This window comes from Rubrivirga litoralis (assembly GCF_031846415.1).
Lineage (GTDB): Bacteria > Bacteroidota > Rhodothermia > Rhodothermales > Rubricoccaceae > Rubrivirga > Rubrivirga litoralis.
The window spans coordinates 21,027-34,901 of record NZ_JAVRHT010000005.1 but is presented as its reverse complement, the minus strand read 5'-3'; the positions used below and the strand labels follow the sequence as shown (position 1 = coordinate 34,901).

The following is a 13,875-nucleotide window of genomic DNA, read 5'->3' as shown; positions in this document are numbered from 1 at the left end:
TCCGCCCGTGCTCCGCTCCTTTCTCGTCGCGCTCTGCCTCGCCGCCCCGCCCGCGCTCGCGCAGTCGGGCGGGGTGGGGTTCGCCTCGTCCGACGGGCGCGTCGTGGTCACCGTCGAGCCCAAGATCCACGCCGACGTCCGCGCGTTCCCCGGCGGACCCACGGGCGGGTCGCCGGGCTTCCTCCTCCGCCGCGCGCGGTTCGAGCTCGCCGCCGAGATCGACGGGCGGTACCGGGTGGTCCTGGAGCCGGGCTTCGGCGAGGGCGAAGTCGAGATCCTCGATGGCTACGTGGGGGCGGCGCTGGGGGGCGGGGTGGAGGCCCAGGTCGGCCGGTTCAAGACGCCGGTCGGGTACGAGTCGCTCTTGTCGTCGTCCGACCTCCGGTTCGCCGAGCGCGCGCTCCCGACGGCGCTCTCGCCGCGCCGCGACCTGGGCGCGATGCTGACGTGGGAGGCGGAGCACGTCGAGGCGCAGGCCGGCCTGTTCAACGGGGTCCCCGACGGGTCAAGCGCGAACCGCGCGTGGGGCGCCGGCCCGGACGCGGCGGCCCGCGTGTTCGCGCGGCCGGGCGGCCCGCTCGACGGCCTGGGCGTGGGCGTCGCCGTGGCGGCCGGGACCGAGCGGGGCACGGACGACGAGGACGACCTCGCCGACTACGAGACGTCGGGCGACCGGACCTTTTTCGACTACGCCCCGGGCGTCCGCGCTGACGGCGCGCGCCTCCGCCTCGCGCCGCAGGCGACGCTCGACGTGGGGCCGCTCTACGTGCTCGGCGAGTGGACGCTCGCGCGGCACCGGCTGGCCGGGCCGGGCGGCGGCGACGTGACGGTCGCGCACCGGGCGTGGCAGGCGGCGGCCTCGGTCGTGCTCGTGGGCGAGCCGCAGGGCGCCGAGCGGCCCGTGCCGCGGCGGTCCCTCACGGCGGGCGGGGCGGGCGCCGTCGAGGTGTCGGCCCGCGTCCACGGCCTGCACGTCGACCCCGACGCCGCCCCGCTCGCGGCGGCCGAGCGCGCGCAGCGGGCGCTGGCCTGGGCGCTGGCCGCCCACTGGTCGCCGGTCGCCGCCGTGCGGCTCGGCGTGACGGTCGAGCGGACGGCGCTCGACGGGTTCGGCGACGCCGCCGGCCCGCCCGACGAGACGCTCGTCGTGGGCCGCGTCCAGATCGACCTGTAGGGCGGGGAGGTACGGGGTACGGGGTACGGTTTTCCTCGGTAGGCTTCCCGGGCTGCGTACCCGGTGCCCCAGTGGGCGGGGCGGGGCGGCAAACCCCGCCCGGCCGCCGGCGTTGGACCGCCCCGCCCTTGCTCCGTTTTCGCCGCCCCGCCCCGTGCGCGGGGCAGGTCAACGCCCACGTCCGGTCGCTCGACGTCGACCTCCCCGCCCCCGGCTAGACGGGCGGGGCGGCCGCGTCCCGGTCGCCTGCCCCGCCCCGCCCACACCGGGCCGGTCCGCCGCCCCACACCCCGACGTTCCATGCGCGTGCTCGTGGTCGAGGACGACCCCGCCATCGCCGACTTTGTCCGCACCGGGCTCCAGGAGGCCGGCTACGCCGTCGACCACGCGGCGGACGGCGAGGAAGCGTACGCGCTCACGGTCAACGAGCCGTACGACGCGGCCGTCGTCGACCTCATGCTCCCGCGCCTCGACGGGCTCGGCCTCATCGAGCGGATGCGCGGCTCCGGCGTCGCCACGCCGGTCCTCATCCTGAGCGCGAAGCGGACGGTGGACGACCGCGTGCGGGGGCTCCAGGCCGGCGGCGACGACTACCTCACGAAGCCGTTCGCGTTCGCCGAGCTGCTGGCCCGCGTGCAGGCGCTCGTCCGGCGGAGCACGGGCGCGCCCGAGACCACGCGGCTCGTGGCCGGGCCGGTGTCGCTCGACCTCCTCGCGCGCGAGGCCACGCGCGCCGGAGAGGCGCTCGACCTCCAGCCCCGCGAGTTCTCGCTCCTCGAAGTCCTCGTCCGCAACGCTGACCGCGTGGTCTCGAAGACGGCCATCCACCAGGCCGTGTGGGACTTCGACTTCAACCCGCGCACGAACGTCGTCGAGGTGCTCGTGCACCGGCTCCGGCAGAAGGTGGACGAGCCGTTCGAGCCGGCCCTCATCCACACCGTCCGCGGCGCCGGCTATGTCCTCCGCACGCCCTGACGCCGGTCTCCCCGCCCCGCCCCGCCCGGCGGCGCGGGCGGGCGGGGCGGGGTGGCGGAGCCCGTTCGGGGTCCGCCTCGCGCTGAGCTACGCGGCGCTCTTCGCCGTCAGCGCGGCGGTGTTGCTGGGGCTGGCTTATGCCGCCTACGGGTTCGTCCTCGCGCGCCAGGACGCGGCCTACCTCCGCGACCAGCTGGGCGCCGTCGAGCGGGTGTACGCGGCCGGCGGGGTCGACGGCGTCCGCCGCTACGCGGCCCGGCTCCAGGCCGACGACCGCGGCGAGGAGGTCCTGATCCGGATCGCCGGGCGGGGCGGGGCGGTCCGCCTGCTCGTGCTCCCGGACGCCTGGCGGCCCGGCGACGTCGGCGCGCTCGACGGGCCGCTCGGCCAGACGCCGGCGGTGATCGTGAACGCGCGTGAGCGGCAGACGCTCGACGTGCTCGCGCGGCGGCTGGCGTCGGGCGACGGGCTCCAGGTCGGGTTCAGCTCCGACGAGCGCGACGACGCGCTCGAAGCGCTGCCGCGCGTGTTCCCCGTCGTCGCCGTGCCGCTCGTGCTCCTGGCCCTCCTTGGGGGCGGCGTGATGGCCGCGCGCGCGCTCCGTCCGGTCCGCCGGATCGTCGCTACGCTGGAGGCGATCACGGACACGGGCGACGTCCGCCGCCGGGCGCCGGTCGAGCCCGAGCGGGGCGAGCTGGCCGACCTGCTCCGCCTGTTCAACCGGACGCTCGACCGCGTCGAGGCGCTCGTGGACCGGCTCGGGCACACGCTCGACGACGTGGCCCACGACCTCCGCACGCCGCTCACGGCCGTCCGCGGGACGGCCGAGCTGGCGCTCCGCCGCGACCGCGAGCCCGAAGCGTACCGCGCCGCGCTCGCGCGCGTGGTCGAGGCGGCGGAGGCGGCCCAGGACACGCTCGACACGGTCCTCGACGTGGCCGAGGCCGAGAGCGGCGCCCTCCACCTCGACCTCGCGCCCGTCGACCTCGACGGCTTGGCCCGCGACGTGGCCGACCTCTACGAGCTCGCGGCGTCGGAAAAGAACGTCACGCTATCTGCCGACCTCGGGCGGGGCGGTGCGGTGCGGGCCGACGCCGCGCGGCTCCGCCGGGCGCTCGCCAACCTCGTCGACAACGCGGTCAAGTACACGCCGCCGGGCGGCCGCGTGACGGTGACGACCGGGCGGGACGCGGGCCGTCCGGGCGGGGCGGAGGCCTGGGTGGCGGTCCGCGACACGGGCGCCGGCATCGCCCCCGACGAGCTGGAACGCGTCTGGGACCGGCTCTACCGCTCCGAACGGACGCGCCACGAGCGGGGGCTCGGGCTGGGGCTGGGCCTCGCCCGCGCGATCGCCGAGGCGCACGGGGGACGCGTTACGGCCGAGAGCGGGGTGGGAGAGGGCTCCACGTTCACGCTGGCGCTCCCGGTCGATGGGCCGGGCGGGGCGGCCTCGGGCGGGGCGGCGAACCTGTCGGTTTTGTAAGCGGCCCGCAAGGGACGGGCAAGGGCGGGGCGGTACGAGGGGCACAACCACCCCGCCCCGACCCATGAAGACTCTCATTTCCGCCGCCGCCCTCGCCTTCGCCCTCGCGCCGGCCGCCAGCGCCCAGACCACCCCGCTCGACGAGTGCGGCCCGCTCCAGGGCACGATCCGCGTCGCCGACGGCGACCTCATTCAGCCCGACATGGCCCGCGTGTCCCCGGAGGACGCCAGCGACGCCGCCCTCCGCGCCGTACCGGACGCGACCGTGACCGAAATCGAGCTGGAGGAGGAGGACGGCTTCCTCGTCTACGAGGTCGACCTCTGGCGCGACGGCGTCGAGTTCGAGGTCGAGGTCGATGCCGGCACCGCCGAGGTCCTGTGCGCCGAGCGCGACTAGTCCACGCTGCGGCCCGGCGGGGTTCTCTGCCGGGCCGCCCAGACGTTTGACCGTCTCCGACCTATGCTTTCCCGCCTCCTCCTCGGCGCCCTCGCCGTCCTCGCCGTCGCCTTTGGCGTCTCGCAGCTGGCGGACCGCCCCGCCCCCGAGTGCGGCCCCGTCACCGGGACGCTCCCGGCCGACGCCCGCCCGACGGTGTCGGTCGAGGACGCCCGCGCCGCCGCGGTCGTCGCCGTCCCCGGCGCCGTCGTCGCCGACGTCGATCTGGACGACGAAGACGGCTTCCTCGTCTACGAGGTCGAGCTGACGCAGGACCGGGCCGAGTTCGACGTCGTCGTCGACGCGGGCTCGGGCGAGGTCCTGTGCTTCGAGCGCGACTGATCCCATCCCCCCGACCCATGACCGCTCTCCACGCTGCCTGCCTCGCCCTGGCTCTCTCCGCCTGCGGCTCTGAAGTCTCCGCCGACTCCGCCCCGCCCGCGACGCGTCCCGCCCCGGCGGAGGCCGCCCCGCCCGGCGCGCCGTCCGCGAGCCCGTACCGCTTCGACCGGCCCGTCGCCCGCTTCGAGTTGCCCGACGAGCTGGTCGAGATCTCGGCCCTCACCGTCCTCGACGACGGCTCGCTCGGCGCCGTCCAAGACGAGGACGGCGACCTCTACGTGCTCTCCCCCGAGACCGGCCGCGTGACGGCCGTCGTCCCGTTCGGGCCGCCCGGCGACTACGAGGGGATCGAGCTCGTGGGCGACCGCCTGTTCGTGCTCCGCGCCGACGGCGCCGTCCTGGAGCTCGACGGGTGGGACGGCGACGAGGCCCGGGCGACGACGTATGAGACCGGCCTGGGCGCCAAGGCGTGCGACGCCGAGGGCCTGGGAACGGACGGGGAGCGCCTCCTGATCGCGTGCAAAAAGGAGGACGACGACGGCTTCAACCGCGTCTACGCCTTCGACCTGGACGCGAACGCGCTCCTCTCCGAGCCCGTCCTCGTGCTCGACCGCGACGCCGTGCCGGGCGAGAAAAAGCTCCGCCCGTCGGCTCTGGCCGTCCACCCCCTCACCGGGCACACGGTCGTGCTGTCGTCGAAGCGCGAGGCGCTCGTGTCGCTCGACGCCGACGGCGCCGTGGTCGACGCGTGGGACCTCGGCCCGGCCGCCTTCGAGCAGCCCGAGGGCCTCGCGTTCCTCCCCAACGGCGACGCGTTCGTGTCGAGCGAGGGCGGCGACGGCCCGGCCGTCCTCGTCCGGTTCGCCTACGAGCCGGCGCCGTAAAGGCGGCCACCCCGCCCGCGGATCGGCCGCCTGAGCTCCGCCCCGCCCGTGCCCGAAAGGCGGGGCGGGGCGGCGCTATGTTGCCCGCCCCCCGAGCCCGCCCCGCCCATGCCGACGACCCTGTCCGACGAGGAGGCGCAGTTCGTCGACGACATCGGCCACATCCTGGAGGACCACGGGCGGCCCCGGATCGCCGGCCGCATCCTCGGGTGGCTCCTCGTCTGCGAGCCGCCCCACCAGTCGTTCGACGAGCTCGTCGAGGCGCTCGGCGTGAGCAAGGGGTCGGTGTCGAGCATGACGCGGCTCCTCGTCGACGGCGGCCTCGTCGAGCGCGTCGCGCTCCCGGGCGACCGCCGGACCCACTTCCGCATGGCGCCCGACGCGTGGTCGCGCGTGCTCTCGTGGACCACCGACCGCGTCCGGCGGATGCACGGGGCGGCCGAGCGCGGCCTCGCCCTCGTCCAGGAGCGGTCGCCCGAGGCGGACCCGTGGCGGCTCCGCGAGATGCGCGACCTCTACGGGATCGCGGCCCGCCAGCTCCCCGAGGTGGCCGAGGCCTTCGAGAACGCCCGCCGCTGCTGACGCGGGCGGGGCGGGGCGGCTGAGGCGACGGCGGGCGGGGCGGCCACCGGGCTCCCGACGCGGACGCGCGGCCTTTCCCCTAGAAAACAATGGGGCACGCCACCCCGCCCGGTGCCCCACCTTGCGTGCGGACCTCGCCACGCGGCTGGGCGGGGCGGTAAGCGTGGAGGGGCGCCGACTTGGCGCCCACTTCATGCAACATCGGTCGGGCGGTGGACGTGTAGTCACGCAGGTTCAGTGGGTGCTGAACCAAACGATCAAGCCGCCCCCCATGCGTCGTCTCGTCTCCCTCGGCCTGTTCGCCGTGCTCGCCTCCGGCGCCGCCGCGCAGGACGTTCCCCGGGTCCCGCGCCCCGACTCCACGGCCGCCGTGCTGCCCGACTCGGGCGCCGTCCCCATCAACCCGCCCGAGCCCACCGGCCCGGCCGCCCCGCTCAGCCTGGAGGCCGCCGTCGCGCGCGCGCTCTCCGAGAGCGAGGAGGTCGAGCTCGCGCGCTCCCAGGTCGACCTCGCCGAGACCCAGGTCGACGCCGCCTACGCCCAGCTTTTCCCCCAGGTCAGCGCCAACCTGGGCTACCAGCGGACGCTGGCGTCCCAGTTCGACACCGGCAACGGGCTCGAACTCCCCGACTCGCTCCAGTTCCGGCCCGACCCGACCGCCCCGCTCGAAGAGCGCGTGTCGTACCTCGAGCAGAACGCGTCGAGCGCTGCGTTCGCCGCGCTCGGCGGCCTGTTCGAGGGGCTCCCGTTTGGTCAGGAAAACGCGTACTCCGCCTCGCTCAGCGGCTCGCAGGTCCTGTTCGCCCCCCAGGCCTTCGTCGGCACGCGCATCGCCAAGGGCGTCCGCGAGGCCGTGACGTACAACGAGGTCGAGGAGGTCGCCGACGTCCGGCTCCAGGTGGAGCAGGCGTACATCCAGGCGCTCGTGGCGCAGGAGCTCGTCGGCATCTCGCAGGCCGCCATCGAGCAGGCGCAGGCGTTCCTCGACGAGGAGCGGCTCCGGCTGCGGGCGGGGCGGGCGTCGGAGCTCGAGGTGCTCCGGGCCGAGGTCGACCTCGAAAACCTCCGCCCGCAGCAGGTCCAGGCCCAGAACGCAGCCGACCTCGCCGTGCTCAACCTGAAGCGGCTCGCGAACGTCCCCTACGACCAGCCGGTCGTGCTCACGACCGACCTCACGCTCCCGCCGTCGGCCGCCCTCGCCGACGTCGACATCGACCCGGCCGCGTCGACGGCGCAGCGGGCGGCGATCCTCGCGGCCCAGGCCCAGGTGGGCGTCCGCGAGCAGCAGGTCCGGCTCCAGAAGGCCGCCTACCTCCCGTCGGTCGCGCTGACGACGAACTACGGGCAGACCCTTTTCCCCTCGTCGATCTTCGCCTTCGACGGCGACCCCCGGACCGACTGGACCGTTTCGCTCGGCGTTCAGATCCCCATCTTCGACGGGTTCCGCCGGCGCGCCCAGGTGGCCGAGGCTCGCGTCGAGCTGTTGCAGGCCGAGCTCCAGCGCGACCAGCTCGTCGAGGCCGTCCAACTCCAGGTCGAGCAGGCCCTCCGCGAAAAGCGCCGGGCCGCCGCCCTCATCGCCGCCCGCCAGACGACGGTCGACCAGGCCGCGCGCGTCTACCGGCTCACCGACCTCCAGTACCGCGAGGGGCTCGCGACCCAGCTCGAGGTCTCGAACGCGCGGCTCGGGCTGCTCCAGGCCCGGAGCAACCTCGTGCAGGCCCTCGCCAACTTCTACACGGCCGACACCGACCTCGCCCGGTCGATCACCGACGCCACCGGCACCCCGTCCCCGTTCTCGATGGGGACCGGCCAGCCGCTCGCCGACCCTGCCGACGCCGCCCCGCCCGCCCCGTCGGACACCGTGCCCGGCACCCTCACGCCCACCGACGGCGGCACGCCGCTTCCGTCCGACGGCTAGCGCGCGGGCGGGGTGGCCCCTTGCCTCCCCGCTCCGGCAGCACTCTTCCCACCCCGCCCCTTTGTCTCCGACCGTGATGACCGCGACCCCCCGCCGGGCGCTCCTCGCCCTCCCGCTCCTCCTCGCCCTCGCCGCGTGCGGCGGCGACGAGGCCCCCGACCCCGCCGAGGCCGAGGCCGCCCCGCTCGTGCTGGCCTCGACCGACGTGGCCGCCGTCGAGCGGGGTGAGATCCAGTCCGGCATCCAGATCACCGGCACCCTCGAACCCGCCCAGCAGGTCGACGTCAAGGCCCAGGTCGGCGGCACCCTCGGGAGCCTCCGCTACCAGGAGGGCGACCGCGTCTCGCGCGGGGCCGTCATGGCGACGGTCATCGCCGAGGGCGTCCGCAGCCAGGCCGCCGCCACGCGCGCCGGCGTCGGGAGCGCCGAGGCCGGCGTGACGAGCGCCGAGGCCGGCGTCTCGAGCGCCCAGGCCGGCGTCGAGGCCGCCCAGGCCCAGCTGGCGCTCGCGCGCGAGCAGGCCGCGAGCGCCCAGCTCCTCTACAACGAGGGGGCCATGTCGCGGCTGGACTACCAGGCCGCCCAGGCCCAGGTCGAGGCGGCCCAGGCCCAGGTCGCCTCGGCCCGCGCCAACCTCACGGCCGCCCGCGGGCAGGTCGCGGCCGCCCGCGGCCAGGTGGCCAACGCGCAGTCGCAGGCCACGGCCGCCGGCGAGCAGGCGGCCCGGACGACCGTCCGGTCCCCGCTCTCGGGGTCCGTCAGCGCCCGCCCCGCCGAACCCGGCGAGGCCGTGGCTCCCGGCCAGACGCTCTACACCGTCGTCAGCACGGGCGCCCTCGAGCTGCGCGGGCAGGTCGGCGTCGGGGAGGCCGGCCGCGTCCGCGTCGGCGACCCCGTCGTGTTCCAGATCGACGGGTACCCGGGCCAGACCTTCCGCGGGTCCGTCTCGCGCGTCGTCGCCACCGCCGACCCCGCCTCGCGCCAGGTCTCCGTGTTCCTCCGCCTCCCGAACCCGAGCGGCCTGGTCGGCGGCCTCTTCGCGACCGGCACCGTCGTCTCGGAGACGCTCGACGACGCGCTCCTCGTCCCCGAGAGCGCCGTCCGCACGCGCCAGACCGAAGACGGCGAGGCGGCGTCCGTGCTCGTCGTCCGCAACGACGTGATCCGGCAGCAGCCCGTCGGCATCGTCCAGCGCGACCCGTCGCGCGGCGTGATCGCCGTGCAGGGCGAGATCCAGGCCGGCGACCGCGTGGTCGTCGCGCCCACGACCGACACCGTCGACGGCGCCCGCGTGCGCCTCGCCGGCGCCTCGTCCAGCGCCGCCCCGCCCCGCCCGGCCGCCGCGTCCGCGGTCGCCCCTCAGTAAAGCCGGTGAGCCGGCGGGTCCGCCCAGACGCCCAGGGCGCCGGACCCCCGACGAACCGCCTCCGTGAATCGCCCCGAGCCCGCACTCCGATGACTGACCAACCAAACGACGGCCGCCCCCACGGCGACGGCTTCTCGGACGACCCCGGCTACCACGCGGCCGAGGTGCCCGCCCCGGCCGCCGAGCCCGACCTCGACGAGGACCGCTACTCCGGCCTGAGCGGTGTCGCCATCCGGCGCCCCGTGTTCACGTCGATGATCATGCTCGGGCTCATCGTGCTCGGGCTGTTCTCGCTCAGGAACCTGCCCATCGACCAGTTCCCCGACGTCGAGATCCCGGTCGTCACCGTGACGACCGTGTACCCGGGCGCGAGCCCCGAGACGATCGAGCGCGAGGTGTCCGAGCGGCTCGAGCAGGCGTTCAACCCGGTCGAGGGCGTCGACGGCATCACGTCGATCTCGCTCGAGGGCGTCTCCCAGATCATCGTCGAGTTCGACCTCGACCGGAGCTCCGACGACGCCGCCAACGACATCCGCTCGAAGATCGCGACGGTCCGCGCCGACCTCCCGGCCGACATCGAGGAGCCGCTCGTGCAGACGTTCGACCCGTCGGCCCAGCCCATCGTGTCGCTGGCCGTCTCGTCGACCGCGCTCCCCATCCAGGACCTCACGTCGCTCGCCGACGAGGACATCCGGCGCCAGCTCGAGGCCGTCCCCGGCGTCGGCGAGGTGCAGGTGGCGGGCGGGTTGGCCCGCGAGATCCGCGTCAACGTCGATCCCGCCCGGCTCCAGGCTCAGGGCGTGAGCGTGAACGAGGTGATCGGGGCGCTCCAGGCCCAGAACCTCGAGGTCCCCGCCGGCCGCGTCGAGCGCGGCACGGCCGAGCAGCTCGTCCGCGTCGTCGGCCGCATCGAGGAGCCCGACGAGTTCAACGACATCGTCGTCGCCAACCGCGGCGGCACGCCGATCCGGCTGGGCGACGTGGCGACCGTCCGGGACGCGACCGAGGAGGAGCGGTCGGTCGCGCTCGTGAACGGCGAGCGGGCCGTGGCCCTCAACATCCTCAAGGTGTCCGGCTCCAACACGGTCGACGTGGCCGAGGGCGTGCGCGAGACCGTCGCCGAGATCCAGGCCGCCCTCCCCGCCCAGACCGAGCTCCAGGTGATCCGCGACAACTCGGTCACGATCGAGCACTCGGTCAACGACACGCTCTTCGAGCTGGTCCTGGGCGGCATCCTGACGGTCGTGATCGTCATGCTCTTCCTCAACGACGGGAAGGCCACGGTCATCACGGCGCTCGCGCTGCCCGTGTCGGTCATCGCGGCGTTCATCCTCATGGGCGTGCTCGGGTTCACGCTCAACATCATCTCGCTGCTCGCGCTCTCGCTCTCCATCGGCATCCTGATCGACGACGCGATCGTGGTCATCGAGAACGTCGTGCGCCACCGCGAGATGGGGAAGGGCTACTTCGAGGCCGCCGCCGACGGCACCAAGGAGATCTTCCTCGCCGTCATGGCGACGACGCTCTCGATCGTGGCCGTCTTCGTGCCGGTCGCGTTCATGGGCGGCATCGTCGGCCGCTTTTTCTACCAGTTCGGGCTGACGGTAGCCTTCGCGGTCCTCGTCTCGCTCTTCGTCGCGTTCACGCTCACGCCCATGATGGCCGCCCACTGGGGCGTGGACCCGCACGTCGAGGGCGGCCACGGGGCGCCGTCGAAGAACCCGCTCAAGCGCGCTATCTCGGCCTTTAACCGCTGGTTCGACCGGACCGCGCTCCGCTACCACGGCATCATCGAGTGGGCGCTCCGCCACCGCAAGACGACCGTCCTCGGGGCGACGGCCCTGTTCGTTGGGAGCCTGTTCCTGTTCCCGCTCATCGGCGGCAGCTTCCTGCCGCCCCAGGACCAGAGCCAGTTCGTGGTCCAGTTCGAGACGCCGGACGGGTCGAGCCTGACCTACACGCGCGACAAGGCCGAGCAGGTCTCTAGGGCGCTCCGCGGCCTTGACGGCGTGGACTACACCTACACGACGGTGGGCGCTGGGCAGACCGGGACGGTCACGTCCGGCGAGGTGTTCGTGTCGCTCGTCGGGACCGGCGAGCGGGACCGGACGCAGCAGGAGGTGCAGGCCGCCGCCCGCGAGACGCTCGCGCCCCTCTTCGGCGTGACCACGTCGGTGCTCGACGCCGGCGGCATCGGCGGGGCAGTCGCCCCGCTCGCCGTCGAGGTGCGGGGGCCGGACGTCGAGGGGCTCCAGGAGCTCGCGCAGGCCGTCGAGGCCGAGGTCGCCGCGCTCCCGGAGGTCGTCGACGTGCAGAACTCGCTGGGCCAGCCGCGGCCGGAGTTCCGGATCGCCGTCAACCGCAACGTCGCCAACGAGCTCGGGCTGACCGTGGGCGGGGTGGCGGGCACGGTGCGGCCCGAGCTGGCCGGCCAGGAGGTGACCACCTGGCAGGACCCGACGGGCGAGGAGCGCGACGTGGTCGTCCAGGTAGCCCCGGAGCTCCGCCAGTCGGTCCGCGACATCGCGCAGATCCCGATCGCGACGCCGCAGGGCGGGTCGGTCCCGCTCGAGCAGATCGCGGCCATCGAGGAGGGCACGGCGCCGTCCCAGATCGACCGGACCGACCTCCAGCGGACGGCGACGATCTCGGGGAGCCCGGCCACGGGCCTCTCGGTGTCGGAGGCCACGCAGGCCATCCAGGCCCGGCTCGACCAGATGGACATCCCGGCCGGCTACACGGTCGGGTTCGGCGGCGAGACCGAGCAGCTGGCCGAGACCGGCGGCTACGTGATCCAGGCCATCCTGCTCGCCATCATCCTCATCTTCCTCATCCTGGCCTCGCAGTTCGAGTCGATCACGCAGCCGTTCGCGATCATGATGTCGCTTCCGCTGTCGCTCATCGGCGTGTTCGTCGCGCTCCTGCTCACCAACGACACGTTGAACATGATGTCGATGATCGGGGTGATCCTGCTCTTCGGCCTCGTGGTCAAGAACGCGATCCTGCTCATCGACAACGCCAACGAGCGGCGGCGCGAGGGCGTCGATCGGTTCCAGGCGCTGGCCGAGGCCGGGCAGGTCCGGCTCCGGCCCATCGTCATGACGACGCTGGCGATGATCGCGGGCATGCTCCCGAGCGCGCTCGCGCTGGGCGAAGGCGGCGGGTTCCGCGCGCCGATGTCGCGGGCCGTGATCGGCGGCCTCATCACGTCGACGATCCTCACGCTCATCGTGGTGCCCGTGGCCTACACCTACTTCGACGACCTGGGCGCGTGGTTCCGCGGCAAGCTCGGCCGCGAGGACCCGCACGGCGACCCGACGACGGAGCCGAGCGCGACCGAGCGCCCAGACCCCGCCCTCGCGCCCGTCCCCGCCCTGGACTAAGGCACCCTCCGGATTGGGTACGGGGTACCGGGTACGCGGTACGGTCCTGCACATGCGCGGCGCTTGCGTACTCCGTACCGAGTACCCTGTACCATCCCGAACCGTGCTCTAGGGCGGGGCGGGGACACATACTCACCAGGGGGCCACCCGCCCAAACCCGCCACCCCGCCCCGTGTACGTCTCCACCTCCGAGGCCGCCCCGCCCGCCGGACCCCGTGTCCGCTCTGCGTACTTCGTGGGGGCCGTGGGCGAGGAGCACCGCGAGGCGTTGCTCGGCGACCTCCTGCGGTGGGCCGAGAGCGGCCCGTTCCGGCTGCTCGTCTTCGCCGAGGACGTCCTGGTCGTCGACGAGAGCCTGACGAGCGACGAGTTCCGCGTCGGGCGGGCGCTGCGCCGGCCACCGCTGTCCGGCGCCGTCGACCGGATCGCCCTTGTCGGCGCCACCCCGCCCCCCGCCGACCGCCCCGCCGGCGGCCCGTCGGTCCGCCGCTTCGGCGACGACTGGCAGGGCGCGCTCCGGTGGCTCCACGAGCCCACCTCACCCCTGACCCGATGACGTCTGAGAAGCCCCTCCCGACCTGGAAAGAGCGCGCGCAGGAGATGCTCCGGGCGGCGATCCTCGACGCAGCCCGCGCCACGTTCGCCGAGCGCGGCTACCTCGGCGCGACGGTGGACGAGATCGCCGCGCGCGCCGAGGTGGGCAAGGGGACGATCTACAACCACGTCGAGGGTGGCAAGGCTGGCCTGTTCGTGGCCGTCCTGGGTCAGCACTTCGACGAACTCCACGCCCTCGCCGACCGCCACCTGGCCGAGGACGGCACCCCGCTCCGGGGCCGCTTCCACGCGTTCGCCACTCGCGTGGCGGCCTACTTCGAGGCCCACCGCGATCTCCTGCGCGTCCACCTCCGCGAGGTCCCCCAACTGCTGGCCGCGGGCGGGGAGGGCGAGCAGGCGGAGGCGCTCCGGGCGCGGCGCGACGGGCTCGTCGAGGCGCTCGTGCCGCCCATCGAGCGGGCCGTGGCGCGCGGCGAGCTCCGCCCGGTGCCGGCCCGCCTCACGGCGCATGTCGCGTTCGGGGCGCTCATCGGGACGCTCATCCAAACCGTCGACGCGTGCGCCGCCCCGCCCCGCTCGGGTGGACCGGACGCGGGCGGACCCGGCGCGGGCGGCGTGGCCGACTACCTCACGGCGCTCCTGTTCGACGGTGTCGCGGCGGGGCCGGTGGAGTAGCGGCCACCCCGCCCGCTCCGCAGGGGCGGGGTGGGAGAGGGGCCGCCCCGCCCTCGGAGAGCGGGGCGGGGTGGGGAAACGCCGGGTGCGGCACCAATG

At 74.7% G+C, this 13,875-nt stretch carries 12 protein-coding genes; all 12 read left to right on the top strand.

Features of this window, described 5'->3' with window-relative positions; translation table 11 throughout:
* The first annotated feature begins 7 nt into the window (after nt 1–7).
* The 12 genes from RM540_RS03575 (at nt 8) to RM540_RS03520 (ending at nt 13,776) form a co-directional block, all read left to right on the top strand.
* Nucleotides 8–1,174 (top strand): porin, encoded by a 1,167-nt coding sequence (locus tag RM540_RS03575; RefSeq protein WP_311662153.1) that lies wholly within the window; start codon nt 8–10, stop codon nt 1,172–1,174.
* A gap of 300 nt (nt 1,175–1,474) precedes the next feature.
* On the top strand, nt 1,475–2,149 hold the full coding sequence (locus RM540_RS03570; protein ID WP_311662152.1) for a response regulator transcription factor: 675 nt from the start codon (nt 1,475–1,477) through the stop codon (nt 2,147–2,149).
* Entirely contained in the window at nt 2,130–3,632 is a 1,503-nt protein-coding gene (locus RM540_RS03565; RefSeq protein WP_311662151.1) for a sensor histidine kinase, read from the top strand. Before RM540_RS03570 ends, RM540_RS03565 begins: the two co-directional genes overlap by 20 nt.
* Before the next feature lie 64 nt (nt 3,633–3,696).
* Nucleotides 3,697–4,029, top strand: a complete 333-nt coding sequence (locus tag RM540_RS03560; RefSeq protein WP_311662150.1) for a PepSY domain-containing protein — start codon at nt 3,697–3,699, stop codon at nt 4,027–4,029.
* A 63-nt stretch (nt 4,030–4,092) separates the two neighbouring features.
* On the top strand, nt 4,093–4,410 hold the full coding sequence (locus tag RM540_RS03555; RefSeq protein WP_311662149.1) for a PepSY domain-containing protein: 318 nt from the start codon (nt 4,093–4,095) through the stop codon (nt 4,408–4,410).
* Nucleotides 4,411–4,427: 17 nt separating this feature from the next.
* On the top strand, nt 4,428–5,294 hold the full coding sequence (locus tag RM540_RS03550) for an SdiA-regulated domain-containing protein (RefSeq protein ID WP_311662148.1): 867 nt from the start codon (nt 4,428–4,430) through the stop codon (nt 5,292–5,294).
* 108 nt (nt 5,295–5,402) lie between these two features.
* Entirely contained in the window at nt 5,403–5,876 is a 474-nt protein-coding gene (locus RM540_RS03545; protein WP_311662147.1) for a GbsR/MarR family transcriptional regulator, read from the top strand.
* Nucleotides 5,877–6,147: 271 nt separating this feature from the next.
* Nucleotides 6,148–7,797 (top strand): TolC family protein, encoded by a 1,650-nt coding sequence (locus RM540_RS03540; RefSeq protein WP_311662146.1) that lies wholly within the window; start codon nt 6,148–6,150, stop codon nt 7,795–7,797.
* A 76-nt stretch (nt 7,798–7,873) separates the two neighbouring features.
* Nucleotides 7,874–9,163 carry an efflux RND transporter periplasmic adaptor subunit gene (locus RM540_RS03535; RefSeq protein WP_311662145.1) on the top strand — a complete coding sequence of 430 codons (1,290 nt, stop codon included), beginning with the start codon at nt 7,874–7,876 and terminating at the stop codon, nt 9,161–9,163.
* An 89-nt stretch (nt 9,164–9,252) separates the two neighbouring features.
* On the top strand, nt 9,253–12,546 hold the full coding sequence (locus tag RM540_RS03530; protein WP_311662144.1) for an efflux RND transporter permease subunit: 3,294 nt from the start codon (nt 9,253–9,255) through the stop codon (nt 12,544–12,546).
* Between the two features lie 172 nt (nt 12,547–12,718).
* Nucleotides 12,719–13,102 (top strand): hypothetical protein, encoded by a 384-nt coding sequence (locus tag RM540_RS03525; RefSeq protein ID WP_311662143.1) that lies wholly within the window; start codon nt 12,719–12,721, stop codon nt 13,100–13,102.
* Entirely contained in the window at nt 13,099–13,776 is a 678-nt protein-coding gene (locus tag RM540_RS03520) for a TetR/AcrR family transcriptional regulator (protein ID WP_311662142.1), read from the top strand. The genes RM540_RS03525 and RM540_RS03520 overlap by 4 nt, the downstream gene beginning before the upstream one ends.
* Nucleotides 13,777–13,875 lie beyond the last annotated feature (99 nt).

Excerpts from the sequence above, each read along its gene's own strand:
- RM540_RS03550 (WP_311662148.1), top strand. The coding sequence starts at position 4,428 with ATGACCGCTCTCCACGCTGCCTGCCTCGCCCTGGCTCTCTCCGCCTGC.
- RM540_RS03565 (WP_311662151.1), top strand. The coding sequence starts at position 2,130 with ATGTCCTCCGCACGCCCTGACGCCGGTCTCCCCGCCCCGCCCCGCCCG.
- RM540_RS03540 (WP_311662146.1), top strand. The coding sequence starts at position 6,148 with ATGCGTCGTCTCGTCTCCCTCGGCCTGTTCGCCGTGCTCGCCTCCGGC.
- RM540_RS03570 (WP_311662152.1), top strand. The coding sequence starts at position 1,475 with ATGCGCGTGCTCGTGGTCGAGGACGACCCCGCCATCGCCGACTTTGTC.
- RM540_RS03535 (WP_311662145.1), top strand. The coding sequence starts at position 7,874 with ATGACCGCGACCCCCCGCCGGGCGCTCCTCGCCCTCCCGCTCCTCCTC.
- RM540_RS03555 (WP_311662149.1), top strand. The coding sequence starts at position 4,093 with ATGCTTTCCCGCCTCCTCCTCGGCGCCCTCGCCGTCCTCGCCGTCGCC.
- RM540_RS03560 (WP_311662150.1), top strand. The coding sequence starts at position 3,697 with ATGAAGACTCTCATTTCCGCCGCCGCCCTCGCCTTCGCCCTCGCGCCG.
- RM540_RS03545 (WP_311662147.1), top strand. The coding sequence starts at position 5,403 with ATGCCGACGACCCTGTCCGACGAGGAGGCGCAGTTCGTCGACGACATC.
- RM540_RS03530 (WP_311662144.1), top strand. The coding sequence starts at position 9,253 with ATGACTGACCAACCAAACGACGGCCGCCCCCACGGCGACGGCTTCTCG.
- RM540_RS03520 (WP_311662142.1), top strand. The coding sequence starts at position 13,099 with ATGACGTCTGAGAAGCCCCTCCCGACCTGGAAAGAGCGCGCGCAGGAG.